Below are 25164 nucleotides of genomic sequence, written 5' to 3' on the forward strand. Positions count from 1 at the left end.
TTGATAATCATCAGATTTAGCAATATCTTTACCACTAACAAACGTTGGGAAGCGTTAACCGAATCTTGGGGAAGAACCGTTGGTTTGGTGCGTTTGCTTTTTGACCAACCCAAAACAGAATCTTAAACCAACATGACCTTTTGCCTCATTACACATGTTCCTCACGGCTTTCAAAATGGCGAATATTATGCATATTCTCCTTATGTGAGAGAGATGAACATTTGGGCAAAATATGTCGATAAAATCATCGTGGTAGCGCCATTGACTTTAAAAAACAAAACCGCGATTGAAATTCCCTATTCTCATCAAAACATTGATTTCAGAACAGTAGCTTCGTATCATTTTTTGTCTTTACAATCGGCTTTACAATCGTTGTTAAAATTGCCCAAAATTGTTTTCGAAATCTACAAAGCCATGCAGCAAGCTGATCATATTCATTTGCGATGTCCCGGGAATATGGGTTTATTGGGTTGTTTGGTACAGGTTTTATTTCCAAACAAACCCAAAACCGCTAAATACGCCGGCAATTGGGATTTAAAAGCCAAGCAGCCGCTGAGTTATCGTTTGCAAAAATGGATTTTGAGCAATACTTTCCTGACCAAAAACATGCAGGTTTTGGTGTATGGCGAATGGGAAAACAGCACTAAAAACATCAAACCCTTTTTCACCGCGAGTTATTTTGAAAAGGACAAGATTGCTGTTACTCCAAGACCATTAACCGGAAAGATTTCTTTTGTTTTTGTGGGCACTCTGTCTAATGGGAAACAACCATTGTATGCTATTCAATTGGTGGAGCAACTTTATAAAAATGGACATGACGTTGCGTTGACTTTATTTGGAGAAGGCGCAGAGCGAAACAGTTTAGAAGATTATATAAAGATTAATCATCTTGAAAGCATTGTCAGTTTACAAGGCAATCAAAATCAAGAAACCGTCAAAGAAGCTTATATCAAAAATCATTTTGTAGTTTTACCGTCATTGAGTGAAGGTTGGCCCAAAGTCATTGCGGAAGGCATGTTTTGGGGTTGTTTGCCAATCGCTTCCTCAGTTTCTTGTGTGCCCAATATGTTGGATAACGGAAATCGCGGATTGCTTTTGGAACTGCAATTGGACAATGATGTGGCTCAAATCGAATCGATAATCATGGATGAAAATCGCTATCAAACGCAAGTCAATAGTGCCATTCAATGGTCGAGACAATACACTTTGGATGTGTTTGAAAATGAAATTAAACAGCTTTTGCAATCATGAGAATAGTACAAATTATTGACTCTTTAGAAGTTGGCGGTGCCGAAAAAATGGCCATCAATTATGCCAACGCGCTTTCGAAAAGGGTTGATTTTTCGGGCTTAGTGGCTACCAGAGCTGAAGGGCATTTGAAAAGTCAGTTGGATGATTCAGTGTCTTATCTTTTTTTGAAAAAGACCAAAACACTTGATTTCGCTGCGGCTTCTCGCTTAAAAAAATACTGTAAAATGAACAAGGTTGACTTTCTTCAACCGCACAGTAGTTCTTATTTCATTGCTTTATTAGTCAAAATAATTTACCCGAAAATTCAAATCATTTGGCATGACCATAATGGATTGAGTGAGTTTATCAGCACCCAAAAATCATTGGTGCTCAAAATCGCTTCGTTTTTCTTTAAAGGTATTATCGTTGTAAATTTCAAACTTAAAAATTGGGCCGAAAAAGAGCTCAATTGTAAAAAAGTGGTTTATTTACCTAACTTTACCAATGAGGTTTCAACGGTCAAAGCGGAAACCGTTTTGAAAGGAGTAGAGGGCAAGCGTATTTTGTGTTTGGCCAATTTAAGAGACCAAAAAAATCATTTTTTATTGTTGAATATAGCCGAAAAATTGAAAGAAACCCAACCGGATTGGACCTTTCATTTGGTAGGTAAGGATTTTGAAGACGAGTATTCAAAGCAAATTTCCGAATTGATACTCAACAAAGGATTGGAGCAAACGGTTTTTATTTATGGGTCGAAGAACGACGTTGTTCCCATAATCAACCAATGTGAGATTGCTATTTTAACCTCTAAATCGGAAGGTTTGCCCGTGGCGTTAATTGAATACGGATTGTATAAAAAGCCGGTAGTTAGCACTAATGTTGGTGAAATTCCGTTGATAATAAAAAATGGGTTAAACGGATTTATTGTCGGTGTAAACGAACAGGATGCTTTTTGTGAAAGTTTGTTGAAATTGATTAAAGAAGAAGCCTTAAGAACGCAATTGGGTAATGTTTTGTACCAAACCATTGTTGAAAATCATTCAGAAGAAGGCGTCATGACCAAATATTTAAATTGGATTAAAGGGTTATAAAACTATGAAAGAAAGAAATTATATACTGCTAGTTTTATCTCATGTCCTAATTGGGTTTTTAATTTATAATTATCCGCAGTTTTCAAAGGTATACGGCTTTTCCATTTTGATATTCGGAATTTATTATGTGATTAAAACGAGCAACAGAAACAATGAAGTGCTTTTTGTTTCGGCGTATTTGGTGGGAAGTGAGGTTTTCCTGAGGATGACCGGTGGAAATATTTTATACGAGTTTTCCAAATATGGCGTAATGATGTTCTTGTTTTTAGGAATGTATTACAGTGGATTTTCCAAGAATGCTATACCGTTTTGGATATACTTACTACTGCTGTTCCCCGGCATTATTGTGGCAACTGAAACCTTAAATTTAAAGTCGGATCTTAGAACTTCATTGGCCTTTAATATCTCGGGACCGGCTTGTTTAGGCGTAGCGGCCATTTACAATTACAATCGCAAGATTTTGTTTTCCCAACTTAACAGTATGTTATTGGCCATGGGATTGCCTATTATTTCCACCACGATGTATTTGATACTGTATACGCCGGAGCTCAAAACTATTTTGACCAGTACGGGTTCTAACCTGGAAACTTCCGGTGGATTTGGTCCGAATCAGGTAGCCACATTGCTCGGAATTGGGATGTTTATTTTCTTTTCCAGACTGATTTTGGAATCAAGATCTAAATTAATGTTTGTCATAAATTTGATTATTATTTTCAATATCAGTTACCGCGGTTTGGTTACTTTTTCGAGAGGAGGCATGATTACCGGGTTATTGATGATTTTAATTTTGATTTTCTTTTTGTATAAAAATACCAGAGGCGAAGGGAAGTACAAACTCAACATACTGTTGGTATTGTTTCTGGTGGGTTTTGCCATGACTTGGGTCTATACTTCCAACCAAACCGGAGGTTTGATTGACAAAAGATACGCCAATCAAGATGCCACCGGAAAAGTTAAAGAGAGTCAGTTTACCGGAAGGGAAGAAATTTTAGACAGTGAAATTGAGGCTTTTTTAGACAGTCCGGTTTTTGGGATTGGTGTGGCCAAAGGTCTTGAAATCAGGGAAGAAAAAACCGGTGGAGAAATCATTACGTCTCACAACGAAGTCTCTAGAACCTTTGCCGAACACGGAACATTGGGAATTATGGCACTATTAATTGTGTTTTTAACGCCTATTTTTTTATACCTCGACAACAAGCAAAATATTTATATGTTTTGTTTTTTAGTATTTTGGTTGCTGACAATTAATCATGCTGCTATGAGGATTGCTGCGCCGGCTTTTGTATATTCGTTGTCGCTATTAAAAGTTTATATGGATGAATAGCCTGCTTTATATTGGAAATAAGCTATCCGATCACGGTTATACTTCAACTTCAATAGAAACATTAGGTTCGTTTCTGGAAGCCGAAGGATTTACCGTTTACTATGCTTCTTCAAAGAAAAATAAGTCTTTGAGAATGCTGGAAATGGTTTATATGACCTTTAAATATGCCAAAAAAGTAGACTATGTTTTAATTGACACTTACAGCACCAAAAATTTTTGGTATGCCTTTATTATCTCACAGCTCTGCAGACTTTTAAACGTAAAATACATCCCGAAATTACATGGTGGTGATTTGCCCAGCAGAATTGTAAGGACTAAATTTTTCTCCAATTTGATATTCAACAACGCCTTTATCAATATTGCACCATCTTATTACTTATATCAGGCTTTTAAAAATAACGGTTATACCAACTTAAAATACATTCCCAACACAATTGAACTGCAGTTGTATACCCAATCGGTTAAAACGTTTGACTTTCCGAGAATACTTTGGGTAAGGTCATTTGCCAAAATATACAATCCGATAATGGCGGTCAAGGTTTTTATCAATTTAAAGAAAATCTATCCCGAAGCCACTTTGTGTATGATTGGCCCCAAAAAAGACGATAGTTTCGAAAAAACGAAGCGTTTTGCCCAAAAGAATAAGGTAGATATCACGTTTACCGGAAAGTTGTCAAAAGAAGATTGGATAGCCAAATCCAAAGATTACAACGTTTTTATCAATACGACACATTTCGATAATACGCCAATTAGTGTCATTGAAGCGATGGCTTTAGGTTTGCCTGTTGTTTCTACCAATGTAGGCGGGATTCCTTATTTGTTGCAACATGAAGCCAATTCTTTGTTGGTTACAGATAATGATGAAGAAGGAATGACTCAGCAAGTTAACAGGTTGTTTGCGGAGGCGAATCTCGCGAAAAGCATTACTAAAAATGCCAAAGAAACCGTTCAAAGCTTTGATTGGGAAATCGTAAAAAAGGAGTGGATAGATTTACTGATTTAATCACGAGATTTATTAACTTGCGACTTCAAAAAATAGCGTGCTATCAAAAAGATGAACAAATACAAGGATATTCACTTTGAAGTTTCGGAAAGAAAAATTCTTTTAAGACTCTTTGATGTCATCTCTGTACTGGTTTCCCTGTACTTGGTCGGAATAGTCTTTAAATTTAATTACTTTAATATTTCGGCAACCAATTTTTATTGGACCATTGTTTTAGGACTTTACTTAAATTTCATCGGTTCGGTCTTTGAAATGTACAATTTGCAAGTAGCCAGCAATCAGTTTCAGGTAATTAAGAGTATCATATTGACTTCCTCAACTACGGTGTTGATGTATTTATTAACCCCAATATTTACTCCGATTTTACCAACGAATCGTATCCAAATCTTTTTCTTCTTTATAGCAATTTTTGTGGCTTTGTTTACTTGGCGAATGATTTATGTTCGCTTTTTTGCCTCCAACCGATTTCTGAAAAAAGTAATCCTGATTTGCGACAAAGAACAAGTAAAAGAATTGGTTGACGGACTCGAAAATGCCGATCCGCATTACCGTGTGTTGGGTTTTGTGAATTCTGATAGTGCCAATTTAAAAAGTGATCTTTATCCCAATATAAAAAATATTGACATCAATAGTTTAGAATCTTTTGTAAAGAAAAATTCTATTTCAGAAATTGTAATTGCTTCGCAAAAAACAGACGGGATTACAGTCAAACTCTACAACCAACTGATTCACTTACTTGAAAATGGTTATATCATCAGAGAATACACCCAAGTATATGAAAATATTACCCAGCGTATTCCGGTGCAATATGTTTCGCGCGATTTTTACCGCTATTTTCCATTCAGTCGAAGCAACCAAAACCATTTGTATTTGATTGTCGTTAGGTTTTTAGAAATAGTAATTTCATTAAGCGGATTGGCTGTCGGATTGCTTTTAATTCCAATTGTAGCTCTGGGAAATCTTTTTGGCAACAAAGGAACATTGTTTTATACCCAAGAAAGAGTGGGGAAAAACGGTAAAATCTTTAATATTGTCAAGTTTAGAACCATGGTTAAAAATGCTGAAAGCGGCGGTGCTGTTTTTGCTACTACCAACGATTCCAGAATTACCCCTTTTGGCAAAATCATGAGAAAATCGAGAATTGATGAGTTTCCCCAATTTTTGAATATTTTGAAAGGCGAAATGGCAGTAATTGGGCCAAGACCGGAACGACCGGTATTTGTCAACGAGATTGCTGAAGTGATGCCTTTCTACGAAACCCGACATGTGATTAAGCCCGGATTAACCGGTTGGGCACAAGTCAATTATTCTTATGGTGAAACTATAGAAGATAGTTTGATCAAACTCCAATACGACTTGTATTACATCAAACACCGCAGTCTTTTCCTTGACTTCAGTATTATGTTTAAAACCTTGAGTACGGTTTTATTTTACAGAGGACAATAGTTTTAAAGGATTTCTTCCGGTGATTTTCAACAGCATATAGACCGTAGCTAAAATAAAGGGCAACATGATGGGTAAATGTGGTTTGTTGAACATAAAAATCATGTAAACCATCAAAATAACCAAAGAGAGGTTACCAATTTTTTTCAGTTTTGCTTCTTTTAAGAAAGGTAAAACCAAAAACAACGGACTGAAAAGCAACGCGTTGTAATTCCAAAGCAACTCTTGGTGTTGGGAATACAAGCCAATCAAACAAAGCACCACACCCAATATTCCGCAAACGAAAAGATAACTTAAAAACAGCCAACGCTTGTTGATTACAATAAGCAAAACCAAGAAAGCAATAATTACATAAATACTGTTGAAAAAGGAAAACTTGGGCTCAATTTCACTTCCGACAATCAAAGTTTTCTTTGCGGTAACCAATGGTTTTCCGTCCAATTTAGCTTTGTCAAGGCTGTTCATTAATTCAATCGGAAGGAATAATTTCTCAGCATCGGCATCGGTTTTGGCACCGAAAACAATGTTGATTCCGAGTTTGTACCAAAAGTAATTCTCAAAATAAGGATAGAGTAGTGTTCTGTAGCTAATGGTTTTGTCATCGACTTTCTGTATTTGGGCTTGACCCAATAAATCATTTATTTTTTCAGCGACCATGGTGGTGCAATTTCGGTCGATAAATTTGTAGGTATAATATTTATCCGAAGAGTTAAGTGCAGCGCTTAATTCGTCGAAAAGCTTTTGTTTTTGGGCCAAAGGTAAGTCGATTGTTTGCTCGATGACTTCTCTTTCATCAATTTGATATTCCAAAATAAAATCTTCTACCGAAGTCACATTCATAAAGTATTGCAAATCGCCTTTGACAAATTTTAAGTAGAAATTATCTGTTCGGAAGTCGAAAGCACCATAGTTAAAAACGATATCTAATTCGTTAGCCTCATCTTTAATTCTCAAAGCGGTATGGCCAAAAGTAGAATATAGCTGTTCGCCACGGCCGCAAGTAAAAATGCTGATTTGGGTATTTTCGGAAAGCTTCGGACTTTGAGAAAAAATGGGTAAACTGAAAGTAAGTACCAGAAGTAAAAGCGATTTTTTCAACATAATAGTTTTATCTAAAAATACTCAAATCCACTTTAACCGAAAAAATATTGGAATACAAAGCCGCACTTTGGTCACCCAAATCGGTCAAAGCGTAATCCACTTGGATGCCTTTGTATTTGAAACCTAAACCAATGTTAGGCTGAAAATTCACTTTAGTCGAACCATCGATTTGTTCCACATTTTGAAAATTACCAACACCGGCGCGAAGGAATACCAAATCGGTATACCCAAATTCAAATCCCAAAGCCGGATCAATGCTCACGGCACTCGTAGAAATTACATCGTTGGTTTCTGCAAATTGCATGTTCAAATTTACGGCAGCCAAAAGCGTATAATCGTAGTTGATTTCGAATTTTTTGGCGATTCCCAATTGGGCTTTAGGCAAAGTTATCTCGGTACTTTCGGGTAATTCCTGATTCTGACCTTCTACAGCGCCTTGAATGGCTTCAAATTTGTCTTCGTCGATGGCCCAAACGTTATAAGTTGTAGTAATATCGCGCAACATCAACCCAAAGTGCCAATCGCTTTTGTCGAATTGCAAACCGACATCAAACCCAAAACCCCAAGAATTGGCAAAATCCCCAATCACTCTTCGGATGACTTTGGCATTTATGCCATATTGAAAACCTTCGAGTTTCATTTTTCGAGCATAGGAAAAAGTCAAGCCATAATCGGCAGTAGAAAAAAGGCTGATACGGTTGTAATCGATATTGCCTTCGCTGTCGATTAATTGCGTAGTATTGAGGATGTCATCAACACCAAAACGAATTAAGGAAACACCCCAAGCGCTTTGGTCGTCTATTTTTTTGGCATAAGCCGCATAATCGTATTGGGCAATATTGGCAAAATAACTGGCGTGCATCAAAGCCGCTTCGCTGTCCTCAATTTTTAAAATTCCGGCCGGATTCCAGTACCCCGAATTGACATCGCCGGTAAAAGCTGTTACCGCATTAGACATTCCCAAAGCTGCTGCATCCACGCCAATGTTCATAAACTCATTCGAGTATTTTCTAACGGCTTGAGCATGAGTAATTAGGCTAATGAAAAGTAGCAGAATAGCAATCGTTTTTTTCAAGGCAATTTTTCTTTTTACAAATATCACATAAAAATCTTGAATATAAAACGCAGAAGTCTGCAACTTATTGTATTAAATTTGTATTTCTTTAAAAAATAAACCCAACCACAAATGAATATCAAAAGGCTGATTCCCAATTTATTTACGATGCTTAATTTGTTTTGTGGTTGTGTGGCGCTAGTTTTTGTGGCAAATTCTCGATTCGACCTAGGATTTTATTTTGTGGCGTTAGGGATTTTCTTTGATTTTTTTGATGGTTTTTTTGCTAGAAAATTTGGTGTTTCAGGACCGTTAGGCGTTCAGTTGGATTCGTTGGCGGATATGGTGACGAGTGGTATTGTTCCTGCGTTTGTAATGTATCAAATGTTATATGATATCGAATTCACGCAAGCTTTAAGTAGTTACAGCAAGTCTGAGTCTATGACTATTTTTTATACTCCTTTTTTAGGATTCATTATTGCCCTTGGTGCTTGTTATCGTTTGGCAAAATTTAATATAGATACACGTCAATCCGATAGTTTTATTGGTTTGCCAACGCCTGCGAATGCCTTGTTTATTACAAGTTTGCCATTAATAATGAGTTTTCATTTAAATGAGTTTTGGATTGAAGATTTATTAAATAAGTGGGTTTTAATAGGAATCACTTTTTTAAGCGCGTACGTCATGAATGCCGAAATTCCGTTGTTCTCGTTGAAGATTAAGAACTTCAGTTTTGCCAAATATAAATTACAGATTTTCTTTTTGGCAATTTCGGTTCTGATGCTGATTTTTCTTCAAATATTAGCGGTTCCTTTGATTATCTTAATTTATGTAGTACTATCTATTCTTGATAATGCATTTAAGTTGTCTAAAACAGAATAATTTTTTATAAGATTTTTTATTACATTTTTTTTCTATTTTTATAGAAATATAAAAACTATAAAAAATGAAAAAAATTTTTTGGCTATTGGCCATTACCGCTACTTTCGTAGTGAGTTGTTCCTCTGATAATTCTTCAAGCACTCCAGCTTCAGGAGCATTGGTTAAAACTATGATTATTGATAATGCTAATCCTGCAGACGATGATTACAATTTGTTATTTACTTATTCGGGAGATAAATTATTAAATGTAAAAGACTCAGGGGTTTTGATTGAGCAATATATTTATACCGGGGATAAGTTGACTAGAATGAATCACCCGGAAGACAATACCTATATCGTTATTGAATATTCAGGAGATCAAGTTTCTAAATTTACAGAATATGATCCTGATTTTGATTCAGCAACCAAAACAGTAGTTACCTATTCAGGAAATACATTTACCAGAACAGTATATGATGGGGATTTGACAACTCAATCAGATTTGATTTTGACAGAAGTTTGTACAGTGCAAAACGGAAATATAACACAATATACCAGAACTTCTTTTGGAACTTCCAATACAGAAACTGTTACTTACGACACAAAAAACAATCCATTCCAAAATATAAGTAATTATGAGATATTTCAAGTTTTAAATTCAGACATAGACGGAAATCTCAATAATGAAACAGCTTCAAGCACTTTTGGAATTAATTATATGGTCAACTATACCTATAATACTGATAATTATCCATTAACTGAGCTGACTTATGATGCCTCAAGTGTTTTAAGGGAATCAATTAGTTATACTTATTACTAAATTTTGAAAAAAGTTAAAATAAAAAGCTTCCATTTAGGAAGCTTTTTTATTGATTTCTTGTGACCATATAAACTATAAATCCGAAAAAGGAAAAGATTAGCAATAAGAACAAATAGGATTTCTTATGGGCAAAATTGAATGTTGTTCCGTAGTTTGGATTGGGTTTGTCTACTAAAAGTCTTTGGTCTTCTTTGTTGTAGTAAAAAAGACCAAGCTTCCAATATTTTGGATTTTTATTCCAATTGTTCAGTGTTTCTTGTGAAGGATTTTGCATAATGAAAAGTCTTTTTTCATTTCTCTTATTTAAAAATGCAATTTCTTTTTACGCAACTCGAAGTTTTGTCCGAGATATACCTTTCTCACCATTTCATCCGCTGCCAATTCTTCCGGGATTCCGGCTTTCAAAATGCCGCCTTCGAACATTAAGTATGTTTTATCGGTAATGGCTAAAGTTTCCTGAACGTTGTGGTCGGTAATCAAAATCCCGATGTTTTTGTTTTTTAATTGGGCTACAATTCTTTGAATGTCTTCTACCGCAACCGGGTCAACTCCGGCAAAGGGTTCGTCCAATAAAATGAATTTTGGGTCAGTAGCCAAAGCACGAGCGATTTCTGTTCTTCTTCTTTCTCCGCCCGAAAGTAAATCACCGCGGTTGGTTCGAATGTGTTCCAAACTGAATTCGGCTATCAAACTTTCCATTTTGGCGACTTGTTCTTCTTTGCTGAGCTTGGTTAGTTGCAAAACACTCAAAATGTTATCTTCGATACTCAATTTTCTAAAGACCGAAGCTTCTTGTGCCAAATAACCAATACCGTGTTGGGCACGCTTGTACATCGGAAAATCGGTGATGTTCATATCATCCAAATAAATATTCCCGGAATTGGGTTTTACCAAGCCTACAATCATGTAGAAAGAAGTGGTTTTTCCGGCACCATTTGGCCCTAAAAGCCCAACGATTTCTCCTTGGTTTACTTCCACGGAGATACCTTTTACTACGCTTCTGCCTTTGTAGGTTTTGACTAAATTTTCGGCTCTTAACTTCATTTTGAGGTTCTAAGGTTCTAAGTAACTAAGGTACTAAGTTTTATTCTCTGCAAATAAACAAAATTCATTTGCTTGATTGATTGTTTTAACTTCAATTTTGGAAATCATCCAACATCTAACATCTAACATCTAACTTCCCGCTTCCTCCAACGCTTCCCAAAACTCGTAAGCTCTTCTTAAATGCGGTACTACTATGGTTCCGCCGACTAAAGTGGCTATGCCCATGGCTTCCATCATTTCTTCTTTGGTTACGCCTTCTTTGTAGCTCGTTTCTAAATGGTATTTTACGCAATCATCACAACGCAGCACCGCTGAAGCTACTAAACCCAAAAGTTCTTTGGTTTTTACATCCAAAGCGCCTACGGCATAAGCATTGGTGTCCAAATTGAAAATTCGTTTTACTATTTTGTTATTGTCAGCCAATAACTTTTCGTTCATTCTGGAACGATAGTCGTTAAATTCTTTTACTAAATCAGCCATTTTCTTGTTCTTTTTTAACCACTACTGCGGAAATTAAAATACTTACTTCGTATAAAATCAATATTGGAATAGAAACTACAACCTGACTCGGAATATCCGGTGGTGTAACTATTGCAGCTACAATTAAAATAATTACAATCGCAGCTCTTCTGTATTTTCTTAAAAAGGCGGGTGTGACCAATCCTAATTTGGTTAGGAAATAAATGATAATCGGCAATTCAAAAACCAATCCACTCGCCACAACTGAAGTCTTGATCATACTGATGTAAGAATCAATCGTAAACTGATTGACCACGGCTTGACTCACATTAAAATTGGCGAAAAAGTTAATTGACAAAGGCACAATTACAAAATAACCAAAGAGTACTCCGATAAAAAACAACAACGAAGAAACAATGATAAATAAGGCGGCATTTTTGCGTTCTTTTTCATAGAGTGCCGGACTGATAAATCGCCAAAATTCATAAAGTATATAAGGAAAGCCAAGAATGAAACCGGCAGTGATTAATATCCACAAATAAATTGAGAATTGTCCTCCAACCTCAGTGTTTTGTATGATAAAGGCAAACTCTGTCGCACAGGCATAAGAGTCATCAACGCCAAAAAATCTTGTCAATTGACAAAAGAAACGGTATGTGATAAAATTGGGATCTTTTGGGCCAAAAATGATTTGGTCGAAAATATAGTCATCAATAAAATAACAAGCACAAGCAATAATTACTATCGCCAAAGTACTTCTTACCAATAACCATCTTAATTCCTCGAGATGGTCTAAGAATGACATCTCGCCCACGGGTTTTCTAGCCATTATACAATCCCTTCTTTTAAAATGTCATGCAAATGTAAAACGCCTTTGTATTCGCCATTGTCTACAACGACCAACTGCGTTATAGAAAAATCCTCTAAAATATTCAAGGCATCGCTAACCATATCGGTTGATTTAATCATTTTCGGATTAACAGTCATAATGTCTTGCGCGACTAGACCTGAAATGTTATCAGTTTTATTCAGCATTCTTCGAATATCACCATCGGTGATAATTCCGATTACTTTTTCATTGTCAACGACTGCGGTAACGCCCAGACGTTTTTCGGAGATTTCTACAATTACCGTTTTGATATTAGAATCAGGCGCTACAATAGGTTTGTGCGTAGTATCGAGCATATCGCCGACGCGTAATAATAATTTTTTACCCAAAGCACCACCGGGATGGTATTTGGCAAAATCTTCAGCGGTGAAGTTTCTCATTTCCATTAAGCAAACTGCAATCGCATCGCCAATAACCAATTGGGCTGTAGTGCTGTTGGTTGGCGCCAAATTATTAGGGCAAGCTTCGCTTTCCACATAAGTATTCAAAACATAATCGGCTTCTTTGCCCAAAAAGGAAGTGGTGTTTCCGGTAATCGCTACCAATTTGTTGCCGAAACGTTTCAATAACGGAACCAAAACTTTGATTTCAGGACTGTTGCCGCTTTTGGAAATACAAATCACCACATCGCCGGGTTGAACCATGCCCAAATCACCGTGAATGGCTTCAGAAGCGTGAAGAAATAAGGATGGTGTTCCGGTAGAATTTAGAGTAGCTACAATTTTTTGTGCGATGATGGCGCTTTTGCCAATTCCCGTCACTACTAGTCTTCCGGTGGCATTGTATATGATTTCAACTGTTTGGACAAAATCGTCATTGACAAAATCAACCAGCTTCGCAATGGCTTCACTTTCTGATAATATGGTCTTTTTGGCAGAGGCTAAAATGGTTTCTTTTGGTATCAAAATTCAAATAAGATAAAATTTGTGTGTATGAAAGAAAGTCGTATCTTTATGTTTGCAAATTTATGTAAAAATACCATTAACACAGAATGAATTTAGACGAAATTGACATCCACAAAGAATTAAAAAAGTATTTTGGCTTCAGCCAATTTAAAGGTTTACAGGAACAAGTCATAAAAAGTATTATTACCAAACATAATACCTTCGTTATAATGCCAACGGGTGGTGGAAAGTCACTTTGTTACCAATTGCCCGCCTTAATTCAAAACGGAACAGCCATTGTGGTTTCGCCGCTGATTGCGTTAATGAAGAATCAAGTTGATGCCATCAGAAGTTTGTCTTCCGAAAATGGAATCGCTCATGTATTAAATTCGTCACTTACCAAAACTGAGATCAATCAGGTTAAAAAAGATATCACTTCAGGAATTACTAAGTTGCTTTATGTCGCTCCGGAATCTTTGACCAAAGAAGAATACGTAGAGTTTCTTCAAAGTGTAACAATATCGTTTGTAGCCATTGACGAAGCCCACTGTATTTCGGAATGGGGACACGATTTCAGACCCGAATACCGTAATCTTAGGCACATTATCAAACAATTGGGCGATGTACCAGTAATCGGATTAACGGCTACGGCTACTCCAAAAGTTCAGGAAGATATTCTAAAGAATTTGGATATGTCTGATGCTACGACATTTAAAGCGTCTTTTAACCGTCCGAATTTATTTTACGAAGTACGTACCAAAACCAAAAATATCGAAGCGGATATCATTCGTTTTATCAAACAACACAAAGGCAAATCAGGCATCATTTATTGCTTAAGCCGAAAAAAGGTGGAAGAAATAGCCGAAGTACTTCAGGTAAACGGAATTTCAGCCGTTCCGTATCACGCAGGGTTAGATGCTAAAACCCGTGCCAAACACCAAGACATGTTCTTGATGGAAGATGTAGAAGTGGTTGTGGCAACTATTGCTTTCGGAATGGGAATTGACAAACCGGACGTTCGTTTTGTAATTCACCACGACATTCCAAAATCTTTAGAAAGTTATTACCAAGAAACCGGTCGTGCCGGTCGCGATGGAGGAGAAGGTCATTGTTTGGCATACTACTCATACAAAGACGTGGAGAAATTAGAAAAATTCATGTCGGGCAAACCTGTGGCTGAACAAGAAATAGGTTTTGCGTTACTACAAGAAGTGGTGGCTTATGCCGAAACTTCGATATCGAGGCGTAAATTTTTGTTGCACTATTTCGGAGAAGAATTTGATAGTGAAACCGGTGATGGCGCAGATATGGATGACAATGTTCGCAACCCGAAATCGAAAGTTGAAGCTAAAAATCAAGTCAAAATGGTACTCGAAGTCGTTCGCGATACCAAATATTTATACAAATCAAAAGAGGTTGTCTTCACGCTTATAGGAAGAGTAAATGCTACGATAAAAGCCCATAGAACTGATACGCAGACCTTCTTTGGTTGCGGTTCAGCTTTTGATGAGCGATATTGGATGGCGTTGATTCGTCAGGTTTTAGTGGATGGTTTATTAACCAAAGACATTGAAACCTACGGAATTCTAAAAGTATCCGATAAAGGTCATGAGTTTATTAAAAATCCGGTTTCTTTTATGATGTCGGAAGACCATGAATACAGTGAGAGTGAAGATGAAGCCATAGTAACTGCCGCCAAATCAAGCGTTACAGCCGATGAAGCTTTGATGAGCATGTTGCGTGAATTGCGTAAAAAAGTCGCAAAAAAACTTGGAGTTCCGCCATTTGTAGTTTTCCAAGACCCATCTTTGGAAGATATGGCGTTGAAATATCCGATTACTATTGATGAATTGAGTAATGTTCACGGCGTAGGCGAAGGCAAAGCCAAAAAATACGGCAAGGAGTTCGTAGAACTTATTGAAAGATATGTAGAAGATAACGATATCATTCGTCCGGATGATTTGGTGGTAAAATCTACCGGAGCCAATTCGGCTAATAAATTGTATATCATTCAGAATATCGACCGAAAATTGTCTTTGGATGATATAGCCAAGGCCAAAGGTTACACGATGGATAATTTGCTAAAAGAAATGGAGCAGATTGTTTATTCAGGTACCAAATTGAACATCAGTTATTGGATAAACGAAATTTTGGACGAAGAGCAACAAGAAGAAATTCACGATTATTTTATGGATTCTGAATCCGATAAAATTGAAGATGCCCTTAAAGAATTCGACGGCGATTATGATATTGAAGAATTGCGTTTGATGCGAATTAAGTTTATCAGTGAAGTGGCAAATTAAAGTTTGCAGTCGCAGTCACAGTTTTCAGTTTTAAAATGTAAATAAACAAAAACGGCTACTTTCTCAAGTAGCCGTTTTTTATTGAATGAAGTTTTGTTTTATCTTTTAATCACCTGAAGGGTTTTTGCTTTGCCTTCTTGGGTTATTGATACATTATAAATGCCAGAAGGATATCCGTTACCGATTTCCACTTGGGATAAATCATTGTATCCAACAGTTTGATTTTCGATTAATCTGCCAATCATATCATATACTTTGATTACAATATCCGCGTCATTATTGGTTTGAATGTCTAATTTAAAAGATTGGCTATACGGATTAGGGTAAGCCACTACTCTTGATAATAATTGTGACGTTGGATTTCCTAAGCCACAATCGTCAGCCGTTTGTACAGTAGCCGTAACTGCTATTCTTGCCGAAGAACATACTTCAGTTATGTCCCAATTGAAGAAATAGTAATAGCTGTAAGTATCCACAAAGCCATTGTCTATTCCACCAATTATAGACACAGCGCCATTGGTAACCGGGAACGGACTTGGAAACGGACTAACATAAGCCAAGGCATTGTCATAAGAAGCACCATTTGAAATTTCAAGAGAATAATTATCTCCTGCAGACAATGAATAATTAAGCGTTACCGTTTGTGCAACAGTTGTAGGTGACCAATCAGAGAAGGTGTTAGGAGTAAAAGTTACTTCACTAGTACCCGGAACTTGAATGCCGTTTTGAAGTACTTTAATGCTTATTGGTAACGGACCAGTACCGCCCGGATTTTGTTGCGGATATACTTTAACCGAGTTTAAAATAATAGCGTTAGAAAGGTTAAACGCCAAACCTCTATTAGTACTTCCTGAACCATAACCGTCTAAAGTATAGACCAAACCTGCTGTGGCCGCTGTAGTTGTTTCTGTACCTGCATAGAAAGTTGTAGTTGTGGTAATCGAGGGAGTTGTAAAGGAGTTTCCTGTAGCCAATGCAGTTCCACCAACTTGTGTCGTATACCATTTAACGTCACCCGAAGCTGCTGTAGCTGAAAGCGTAGCGGTATCTACCGGTTGACAAATCGTTGCCGGTGTTGTAGAAGTTATAGTGTTGTTTAGCGTTATTTGAATTGGTGTTGAAGCCACAGTTGTTGTACTAAACGAACAAGTTACGTTACAGCGGTAATAAGTGTTTTCTACAGGAGCAACTGAAGCTGTAGTTGCCGTTGACATAGCGATATCAGTGTAATCAGTACCGTTAACAGAACTCTGCCATTGGTAGGTAATGCCTTCGCCAACTACCACGTTTTGTAAACTTAGCGTAACCGATTTTCCTCCACAAATATTGGTTTCAGAGGCTACTGTGTTTCCTGGGGTTATTGTTGAACATTCTGATTGTCTTGCTGTTGAGAAATAACCATTAAAATCAGCAAAAGGTAAAGGAGCACTTGTTGAGGTTAACATATTTGGCGTACCTGCCTCAAAAGTTGAAGTGATACCAAAATCATTGTCGTAAACGCCGGTCGCACTAGGTGCTTGAACAATAATACTACTTTCAATGGCATTGGCATCCGCTGCTTTGATATTGAACTCAATAACGTCTCCAGCCATTTTTGAAACTTCCCAACGGTTTTGGCTTAAATAAGCTATGTTGGATGATGGTGTACCCGAGTTAGTTTCAAAAGCTTCTGCTTTGATATTGGTTCCCGGACTGCCAAATCCTCCATCAGGAGTAGTAACTGCAACCCAAATAGGAGCATAAGATGATTTTCCGACAGGGAAGAAAAACTTGTCTATAAAACCTGAACCATTGGTTAAATCAATGGCATTTTGACCACCACCAATATCTTTGGCAAAAGGCCCATCAATATAACATGTTTCACCAAAATTACCTGATACAGATGCTGTGTATGACATTGCCGGTGCGCCAACAGTTAGAACACTCGTTGCAGAAGTATGAATTATTCCTGCAGTCATTGTTAAGGAAGAAACAACATTAAAAGGCACCATGAAAGTTACCCCTTCAGTACTAGTATTGTTAACCCTAAGTTGAGAAACCGAACCTGTATTCGCAGGTGTATTCAAGATTGTCTCAGTTTGAGCATTGAATGTACCTGAACCGGAAATGGTTTGAGCCTTATCAGTAGCCACTGAATTTCCATCAATATAATTACCGAAATAAGCGTTGTTATATAAATTTAAAGCTCCGTTATTGATGATGTTTCCGCCAAAATAAGTATCAACGCCTTGTCCTTTTACTTTTCCTTGTATAATGGTAAAATCATTTTGGACATTCATTATACTGGTACCACTAGGGTTACTGGAATCTAAATTTACGAAACGATTAGTTGGGTCAGGAGCATTGACAATTAAGTCATTTACGGAAAGTGTTCCTTCTGCAGCTCTGAAACTACAATTGAATCCGCTAGTCGTTACGGTGCCTTTTTCTGTTGATATTCCATTTCCGATTTTTAAAGTATGATTAGCACCGACAGCATAATTATTGCTTGAATCATAAACAAAAGCTGAAGGAGCACTAGTTACATTATAGAAAGTTAAGGTTAAAGGTAAATTCAGTCCTGTTTCTGGCAAACTTGGATTGGTATTAATTGAGCCATCAAAATTTACACCAGCTACGGTTGTTCCTGCTGGGACGCCTTCACCAACAACAATTTGACCAACCGATACATCGTCTAAAGCATCTAAAGTCACACTAGACGGAAACCAGCAAAACCATCCAACACATGGAACAATAGCAGTTGCTGTGTGGGTTGTTGCCAAAGTCGCACTGGAAACTGCCGGATCAACAATCGTTATTGAACCTCCGGTTAAGTTTAAAGTTGAATTTCCAATTTTGAAAAGGGTTTGGTCAGTACTGGTTGCTGCAGCCCCATTGTTATTTCCGTCAACAATAATATCGCCGCCGGTTTGATTGAAGGTGCTTCCATTGGCGTGATTAATATTCCCGTTAACCGTTAAAGTACCCGAGTTAATACTATAGGTTCCTCCATTGTAAAAAGTAGCATTGTTATTGGTACAACCTACCGTTAAAGTAGAAGAATCACTAATTAATGTAGCGCCCGCTAAAATATTAATACCACCAACAGAGGAAGGTGTATTTGCTGTTATAGTATGTCCAGAAAGTATAGTTACAGTGTTTCCGCAAGTCGGAATACTATTGCTGCTCCATGTTGCCACATCATTCCAATTACCGGTTTGAACCGAAGTTATAGGTGTGTCTAAAGCGGCATTATAACCCACCTGGAAAGTATTACTTAAATCAGCATCGGTTAGACCAATTCTGGCCGCAAATGGTGTAATAGTTCCTGTTTGATGATTACCAATAGTAGTTCCATCAGCTTTGATTATTCTTGAATTACCGTTCATAATTAAATATGCATCCTGAATTGAAAAAGCCAATGAATGGTTGCCAATAGGAAAAGCATAATTAGCATCTTTGCTTACAATCCAAGCACCTTCATAGATGTCAGTCACGGTATATCCGCCATCGGCTACCGAAAATCCTGAGGCAACTCCTGTTTCGTCGTAATAACTTACCGCAAGCTCTCCGGATACAGCAGAAGAAATATTGTCTACCGGTCTTGTGATAAAAGCAGCTCTGCTTTTACCATTAGCATTGATGAAAGGGAAAAGAGCATTACTATTGTAATAATCAACCCCTGAAGTTATAGGGGCAAAATTGTCATAAGCACTGTACCATCTTCCTATTGTTCCCGTCAAAAAGCCACTACCTGTTGCGCAGTTCGTTGTAGCTGAACCATAATTTCCGATTGTCATTTTGTTAGTACCCAAATCCACTCTGGCATTGGTAAGCGTTAATACACTTCTGATTTTGATATTGTTAAATCCCCAAATTACATTTGGAGTTGCTGTGCTTGTATTGTTAATAATCAATTGATTGATAACTGCTCCGTTGTTTGAACTATCATTGGTTAAATATAAAGTACCACCAAAAGTTCCTAAACCACTAACGCTTTGAACGCTTGAACCGTTAAGATTCAAAGCACCTTCCGGAGTATAATTGGAACCGATTGACAAATCAATTCTACCATTATTGATTATATTTCCGGCTACGTTAAGTTGTATTGCTTTGTCATAACCCCAACCTCCGCCGTCATAATAGTAAATTCCGTCGATTAAACCTCCGGTGTTTACAGTTAAATTGCCGGTTACAATAAAATCAGGTGAGTCATTTCCTCCCTCTAATGTGCCGCTTATCGTAGCATTAGTCACCGTGATTAAATCATTAAGAAGCACTGTAGTCCCTGAAGCAATTACGATATGGTCAATTGCTGTTGGTGCTGTTGCTGTACCCCAAGTGGTAGGATCGGTAAAATTTCCAGATTGAACTGAAGTAAAAGTAGTTTGTGCTTGCAGGTTTGCACCGACAAACAAAAAAGTCACTAACGCAAAAAATCCATTTAGAAATTGTTTTTTTTCTTTGGAGAATTTGACCTGACTTGAAACGTTTTTGGTAAGGTAATTTATTAACATAAATTAAGAAGATTGAGTTAAACCTCAAATCTAATTATTTAAAATCTGAAAAGCTGCTGTTGCACTTTCAAAATGACAGAATTTACAAAGTGTTTTATAGCTTTATTTATTTGATTTTTAAAAACTTATACCTTTAATCTTTGTGTTCAAGATTTTCGAAGTTAAAGGTGTAATTCTCCACGATGAGGTTTCAAAATATCCCGAAGTTGTATCATCTGTTCATCGTTCACCACCATAAAAGCAATGGCATACATTTCGTTTATGATTTCAAAACCGGTAAGGTGTATGGGTAAATTTTCGATAACAATGTATTCCTTTAAATGAATTTCATGATGCTCGGCAGTCTTGGCAGAAGCCGGTCCTCGAAAATCCCAAATGAGTTTTATTTGTCTTGACATAAGATAGAAATAATGTTGCAAAGGTAACTTTTTGCTACATTTGAAAAACGCTTTTTTATGAGAACTCTATACTATTTTTTACTGCTGGTTTTTATGAATGGGTTTTCTCAGGAACTGACTTTGGAGCAAGCCAATCATTTATCGGGTTTGCCATTAAAATGTCTCCAACAGGAATATCCAAATAAATTGGGGCAAATGCTTATTGACAGCACCGAAATTCAATCGCCTCAAAAACTACATCCTACATTTTACGGTTGCTTCGATTGGCATTCTTCGGTTCACGGTCATTGGAGTTTGGTGTATTTGCTCAAAAGATTTCCAAATCTCTCCAATCGAGAATTGATTGTCCAAAAACTCAAAACCAATTTGTCCAAAGCAAACATCCAAGTAGAAATCGATTATTTGAATAAAAAGCACGAAAAATCCTTTGAACGTACTTATGGCTGGAATTGGTTGCTGAAATTACAACTCGAGCTCGAAACTTATAACGAACCCTTTGCCCAAGAATTGGCCCAAAACCTAAAACCACTTTCCCATATTATCATCGAAAGATATATTGAATTTTTGCCCAAATTGCTTTATCCCGTTAGAGTCGGAACCCATTCTAATACCGCTTTTGGACTGACTTTTGCCTGGGATTATGCCGTTTATTCCAAAAATGAGTTGTTCCAAAAAAGCATCAAAGACAACACCATTCGATTGTTCCAAAAGGACGAAAATTGCCCGTTTACTTGGGAACCAAGTGGCACTGATTTCCTGTCGCCTTGTTTAGAAGAAATGGCTTTGATGCAACGTATTTTGCCTAAAGCGGCGTTTTTAATTTGGCTAAAAAAATTCGCGCCACAACTCTTCAAAAAGAATTTCACTTGGGAAGTCGCCAAAGTTTCCGATAGAACCGATGGTCATTTGGTGCATTTGGACGGATTGAATTTCAGCAGAGCGTGGAATTTATATGCCTTGATTCATCAGTATCCAAAGGAGTTTTTGCATTTAAAACCCATGGCTGATTACCATCTGAATTTTTCTTTACCTTCAGTAGTCGACGGGAATTATGAGGGCGAACATTGGTTGGCTTCTTTTGCCTTGCGCGCATTTGAAGAAAAAAAGTAATTCCATTTGTTTACTTTTGCCATTCGAGACCTTTAGGTCGAACTGTTACGAAGTAAAAAAAATAGTTAATGCCACAAGAATTACTCCTACAAGTTTCTCCCGAAATAGCCGCGAACGAAAGTTTGCTCTATGAGTATGTAGCTAAATCAGTTAGAGTTTCAACTAAATTGGTTAGTAAAGTTGTAATTCTGAAACGGTCAATCGACGCGCGTCAAAAAGCCATAAAAATCAATCTGAAAGTTTTGGTCTACCTGATTGATGAAAATTGTAACGAACAAAAAATCGAGCTTCCGGAATACAAAAATGTTGCCAATGCCCAAGAAGTAATTATAGTTGGCGCCGGACCGGCCGGGCTTTTCGCAGCACTGCAATTGATTGAGTTGGGTTTAAAACCAATAGTAATCGAACGAGGAAAAGATGTTCGAGGTCGTCGTCGTGATTTAAAAGCAATTAATGTTGACCATATCGTCAACGAAGATTCTAATTATTGTTTTGGTGAAGGTGGCGCAGGCACTTATTCCGACGGAAAATTATATACCCGTTCCAAAAAGCGCGGTGATGTTGACAGAATTTTACAGTTGTTAGTCGGTTTCGGCGCAACCCCCTATATTTTAGTGGAAGCCCATCCGCACATTGGTACCAACAAACTACCGCAAATCATTCAAGACATCCGAGAGAAAATCATCGAATGTGGCGGACAAGTGTTATTTGAAACCCGTGTCACTGATTTTGTAGTCAAGAATAATGAAATGCAAGGCATCGTGACCCAAAATGGCGATACGATATCCGCCAGCAAAGTTATTTTGGCCACCGGACATTCTGCTCGTGACATATTTGAATTACTCGATAGAAAAAAAATTTTCATTGAAGCCAAACCTTTTGCCTTAGGCGTTCGCGCTGAACATCCACAAGAGTTAATTGATAAAATCCAGTACAGTTGTGATTTCCGTGGGGAATATTTACCGCCGGCACCATATTCTATTGTAAAGCAAGTTAACGGTCGCGGCATGTATTCGTTTTGTATGTGTCCGGGTGGCGTAATTGCGCCTTGTGCTACCAGTCCGGGTGAAGTGGTTACCAATGGTTGGTCGCCATCCAAACGCGATCAAGCTACCGCGAATTCAGGCATTGTAGTTGAACTAAAACTGGAAGATTTCAAGCCTTTTGCCCAATTCGGTGCCTTAGCCGGAATGGAATTCCAAAAAAGTATCGAACAAAAAGCATGGCATTTGGCCGGACAAACTCAAAAAGTTCCTGCCCAAAGAATGGTCGATTTTACCCAGAATAAAATATCCGCATCCATCCCGAAAACGTCATATGTTCCCGGAACGACTTCGGTAGAAATGGGACAAGTATTCCCCGGATTCTTGACCCAGATCATGCGCGAAGGTTTTACCCAATTCGGAAAATCAATGCGAGGGTATATGACCAATGAAGCGATTCTTCACGCACCTGAAAGCAGAACTTCCTCTCCGGTAAGAATTCCGCGTGACAATGAAACCTTGGAACATCCGCAAATCAAAGGCTTATATCCGTGTGGCGAAGGTGCTGGATTTGCCGGCGGAATCATTTCTGCTGCTATTGACGGCGAAAAATGTGCGCTGAAAATTGCGGAAAGTCTCTTAAAATAAATTAATTTTCATTTTTATTTAAAAAAAGTAGGGTGATGGCATTTTGTGTTGTCTAACCTATAAACACTAAATACAAATAAGATGAAAAAGATTAAAATTTTAGTATTACTATTGGCCGTATCGGTCGCAGGCTTCTATTCATGTACCGATAATGATCCGGTGGAAAACGAAGTGGTTACTTCTAAAAGTATTGCTTTGAGAACAACCTTAAACGAAATCAAGAAAGCCAATAATATCAACGGAAGAAATTCTAATTCGGCCCAAGATCAATTTTTCTGTTTTCAATTTGTTTATCCGTTGACCTTATCCTATAACGATGGTACTTTAATAACGGTTGCTACAGAAGAAGGTTTATTGGATATTTTAATAGCAGAAACCGAAACATTGTTCATTACAGGAATAGCTTTTCCATTTCAAGTTCTACAAGAAGGTGCAGTAATTACTATTGATGATGAAACTGAGTTTTATGACTTGATTGAAGAGTGTGGATTCAGTCCAATAAATGATGATGTGTTGCAATTTAGTTGTTTACAAATGGTATTTCCTATTTCGGTAATCAATGACAATGGCGTTACCATAGTCGTGAATACTCAAGCGGAATTAGAATCCTTGTTAATTAGTGGTACATTGGTAGAAATTGTGTTTCCTATCAGTGTTACTCAAAACAACGAAGTCATTGTAGTTAATGATTTGTATGAATTATTCGAGTTGTATGACGAATGCGATGGTAATTCCAATTCTTGTATTTGTACGACAGATTACAATCCGGTTTGTGTGCAAACAGTAAACGGTATCGTAGAATATTCCAACGCATGTTTGGCAGAGTGTGACGGATTTACAGCCGCTGATTTTGTGACTTGTGCACCAATTTGTAGTATCACCAATGTAACGGCTACTCCGGGAACTTGTAATTCAGACGGGACTTATCCTTTGACGGTTGATTTTGATTATGCTAATACTTCTTCCGCCTATTATTCAGTGTATAATTCTCTTGGAGCATGGGTTGGTACATATCTTTTATTCGATTTGCCATTCACAATTCCAAATTATCCTAGTTTAGGTTCTTCTTCAGATTATTTTGTTATTAGAATAGGAAACAATTTTGATTGTGACGCCACACAGCAATGGACTGCACCAATTTGTCCGACTACATCGGTTAATTTTGGAAGCCAATTAGGAACTTGCTTTAATCTTGCATTTCCCGTGCAGATTCAGTATCAAGGTGCTGTTATAACTGCAAACAACAATGGAGAAGTATTGCAATATTATTTCCCTTCACAATCAAATATTCCGGCTTTTGTTTATCCTTTAACAATAAACTTTAATACACCATCAGGTCAAGTTACTGTTGAAGTTGATAGTCAGGTAGGATTTGAAACAGCAATTTCAGCTTTTTGTAATTAATTGATTTAAAATAAAATTGGGAAAGATTAAATGTTAATTACGAGACACAACCTTAGCGATAAGGTTGTGTCTGTAATTTAAGCTATGAAAGAAGAAAACCAAAATACAAAGCTCTGTTCCGATGCGGTATTCCGCTCGGTATTTGACACTAATTTTAAAGTGTTGCGGAACTTTTTGGTGTATCAATTCAGAGGCGATATCGAAAGCGCCGAAGATGTTGCTCAAAATGCTTTTGTCAAACTTTGGGAAAATTGTGGGATTATCCAACCCGAACAAGCCAAAAGCTTTTTATACACCACAGCGATTAGGCTTTCGCTGAATAAAATAAAGCACAACCAAGTCGTGAACAATTTTGAGTTGCAATTTAAACCCAAATCCTCACACAAAGAATCACCCGAGTTTTTGATGGAGGAAACCGAATTAAAGACCCAACTGGAAAAAGCCATCAGCGATTTGCCCGAAAAACAAAGAACCGTATTTTTAATGAACCGGTTTGATAATCAATCGTATACTGAAATCGCAGCTTCGTTGGATTTATCGGTAAAAGCAGTTGAAAAAAGAATGCACCAAGCCTTATTGTCCCTGAGAAAAGTAGTGAAAAACGTTTGAAAAATAATAA

21 protein-coding genes are annotated in these 25164 nt (G+C 37.3%); 12 read left to right on the plus strand and 9 right to left on the minus strand.

What is annotated here, in order from left to right; translation table 11 throughout:
- Positions 1 to 132 precede the first annotated feature (132 nt).
- Genes ACK4HO_RS10305 through ACK4HO_RS10325 form a run of 5 tightly spaced genes read left to right on the plus strand, consistent with a single transcriptional unit; the run spans position 133 to position 6094 of the window.
- On the plus strand, positions 133 to 1251 hold the full coding sequence (locus tag ACK4HO_RS10305) for a glycosyltransferase (protein ID WP_409665534.1): 1119 nt from the start codon (positions 133 to 135) through the stop codon (positions 1249 to 1251).
- Entirely contained in the window at positions 1248 to 2321 is a 1074-nt protein-coding gene (locus tag ACK4HO_RS10310; protein WP_409665536.1) for a glycosyltransferase, read from the plus strand. The genes ACK4HO_RS10305 and ACK4HO_RS10310 overlap by 4 nt, the downstream gene beginning before the upstream one ends.
- Positions 2322 to 2325: 4 nt before the next feature.
- Positions 2326 to 3645 (plus strand): O-antigen ligase family protein, encoded by a 1320-nt coding sequence (locus tag ACK4HO_RS10315; protein WP_409665538.1) that lies wholly within the window; start codon positions 2326 to 2328, stop codon positions 3643 to 3645.
- Positions 3638 to 4648, plus strand: coding sequence for a glycosyltransferase family 4 protein (locus ACK4HO_RS10320; protein ID WP_409665539.1), 1011 nt, complete (start codon positions 3638 to 3640; stop codon positions 4646 to 4648). Before ACK4HO_RS10315 ends, ACK4HO_RS10320 begins: the two co-directional genes overlap by 8 nt.
- A gap of 51 nt (positions 4649 to 4699) precedes the next feature.
- Positions 4700 to 6094: an exopolysaccharide biosynthesis polyprenyl glycosylphosphotransferase gene (locus ACK4HO_RS10325; protein WP_409665541.1), complete on the plus strand. Its 1395-nt coding sequence runs from the start codon at positions 4700 to 4702 to the stop codon at positions 6092 to 6094.
- Here ACK4HO_RS10325 and ACK4HO_RS10330 read toward each other — a convergent pair.
- Positions 6074 to 7192 carry a DUF4105 domain-containing protein gene (locus ACK4HO_RS10330; protein WP_409665543.1) on the minus strand — a complete coding sequence of 373 codons (1119 nt, stop codon included), beginning with the start codon at positions 7190 to 7192 and terminating at the stop codon, positions 6074 to 6076. The two genes, ACK4HO_RS10325 and ACK4HO_RS10330, sit on opposite strands and share 21 nt — an antisense overlap.
- Positions 7193 to 7199: 7 nt before the next feature.
- On the minus strand, positions 7200 to 8183 hold the full coding sequence (locus ACK4HO_RS10335; protein ID WP_409665595.1) for a PorV/PorQ family protein: 984 nt from the start codon (positions 8181 to 8183) through the stop codon (positions 7200 to 7202).
- Positions 8184 to 8378: 195 nt separating this feature from the next.
- Between ACK4HO_RS10335 and ACK4HO_RS10340 the strand changes: the two genes are divergently transcribed.
- On the plus strand, positions 8379 to 9128 hold the full coding sequence (locus ACK4HO_RS10340) for a CDP-alcohol phosphatidyltransferase family protein (RefSeq protein ID WP_409665545.1): 750 nt from the start codon (positions 8379 to 8381) through the stop codon (positions 9126 to 9128).
- A 64-nt stretch (positions 9129 to 9192) separates the two neighbouring features.
- Positions 9193 to 9927, plus strand: a complete 735-nt coding sequence (locus tag ACK4HO_RS10345) for a hypothetical protein (RefSeq protein ID WP_409665547.1) — start codon at positions 9193 to 9195, stop codon at positions 9925 to 9927.
- Positions 9928 to 9973: 46 nt separating this feature from the next.
- On the opposite strand, the gene ACK4HO_RS10350 is transcribed toward ACK4HO_RS10345, so the two are convergent.
- The 5 genes from ACK4HO_RS10350 to ACK4HO_RS10370 all read right to left on the minus strand — a co-directional run bounded on the left by ACK4HO_RS10350 (position 9974) and on the right by ACK4HO_RS10370 (position 13224).
- Positions 9974 to 10201, minus strand: coding sequence for a hypothetical protein (locus ACK4HO_RS10350; protein WP_409665549.1), 228 nt, complete (start codon positions 10199 to 10201; stop codon positions 9974 to 9976).
- 29 nt (positions 10202 to 10230) lie between these two features.
- A complete protein-coding gene (gene lptB / locus ACK4HO_RS10355) occupies positions 10231 to 10971 on the minus strand; it encodes an LPS export ABC transporter ATP-binding protein (RefSeq protein ID WP_176305310.1) in 741 nt (246 codons plus the stop codon).
- Between the two features lie 129 nt (positions 10972 to 11100).
- On the minus strand, positions 11101 to 11451 hold the full coding sequence (locus ACK4HO_RS10360; protein ID WP_409665551.1) for a carboxymuconolactone decarboxylase family protein: 351 nt from the start codon (positions 11449 to 11451) through the stop codon (positions 11101 to 11103).
- Positions 11444 to 12259 carry a twin-arginine translocase subunit TatC gene (gene tatC, locus ACK4HO_RS10365; RefSeq protein ID WP_409665553.1) on the minus strand — a complete coding sequence of 272 codons (816 nt, stop codon included), beginning with the start codon at positions 12257 to 12259 and terminating at the stop codon, positions 11444 to 11446. The genes ACK4HO_RS10360 and tatC overlap by 8 nt, the downstream gene beginning before the upstream one ends.
- A complete protein-coding gene (locus ACK4HO_RS10370) occupies positions 12259 to 13224 on the minus strand; it encodes an SIS domain-containing protein (protein ID WP_409665555.1) in 966 nt (321 codons plus the stop codon). Before ACK4HO_RS10370 ends, tatC begins: the two co-directional genes overlap by 1 nt.
- A gap of 86 nt (positions 13225 to 13310) precedes the next feature.
- On the opposite strand from ACK4HO_RS10370, the gene recQ reads away from it, so the two are divergent.
- Entirely contained in the window at positions 13311 to 15506 is a 2196-nt protein-coding gene (gene recQ, locus ACK4HO_RS10375) for a DNA helicase RecQ (RefSeq protein ID WP_409665557.1), read from the plus strand.
- 98 nt (positions 15507 to 15604) lie between these two features.
- Here recQ and ACK4HO_RS10380 read toward each other — a convergent pair whose 3' ends face one another.
- Entirely contained in the window at positions 15605 to 20002 is a 4398-nt protein-coding gene (locus tag ACK4HO_RS10380; RefSeq protein WP_409665559.1) for a beta strand repeat-containing protein, read from the minus strand.
- Positions 20003 to 20163: 161 nt separating this feature from the next.
- Complete coding sequence (locus ACK4HO_RS10385; protein ID WP_409665561.1) at positions 20164 to 20400, minus strand: hypothetical protein; 237 nt, start codon at positions 20398 to 20400, stop codon at positions 20164 to 20166.
- A 57-nt stretch (positions 20401 to 20457) separates the two neighbouring features.
- Here ACK4HO_RS10385 and ACK4HO_RS10390 point away from each other — a divergent pair, with 57 nt between their 5' ends.
- The 4 genes from ACK4HO_RS10390 to ACK4HO_RS10405 all read left to right on the plus strand — a co-directional run bounded on the left by ACK4HO_RS10390 (position 20458) and on the right by ACK4HO_RS10405 (position 25154).
- Positions 20458 to 21510, plus strand: a complete 1053-nt coding sequence (locus ACK4HO_RS10390) for a DUF2891 domain-containing protein (protein ID WP_409665563.1) — start codon at positions 20458 to 20460, stop codon at positions 21508 to 21510.
- 68 nt (positions 21511 to 21578) lie between these two features.
- Positions 21579 to 23141 (plus strand): NAD(P)/FAD-dependent oxidoreductase, encoded by a 1563-nt coding sequence (locus ACK4HO_RS10395; protein WP_409665565.1) that lies wholly within the window; start codon positions 21579 to 21581, stop codon positions 23139 to 23141.
- An 81-nt stretch (positions 23142 to 23222) separates the two neighbouring features.
- Complete coding sequence (locus ACK4HO_RS10400) at positions 23223 to 24545, plus strand: hypothetical protein (protein WP_409665567.1); 1323 nt, start codon at positions 23223 to 23225, stop codon at positions 24543 to 24545.
- An 84-nt stretch (positions 24546 to 24629) separates the two neighbouring features.
- Entirely contained in the window at positions 24630 to 25154 is a 525-nt protein-coding gene (locus tag ACK4HO_RS10405; RefSeq protein WP_409665569.1) for a sigma-70 family RNA polymerase sigma factor, read from the plus strand.
- Positions 25155 to 25164 lie beyond the last annotated feature (10 nt).

It is taken from the genome of Flavobacterium sp. (assembly GCF_046296355.1).
Lineage (GTDB): Bacteria > Bacteroidota > Bacteroidia > Flavobacteriales > Flavobacteriaceae > Flavobacterium.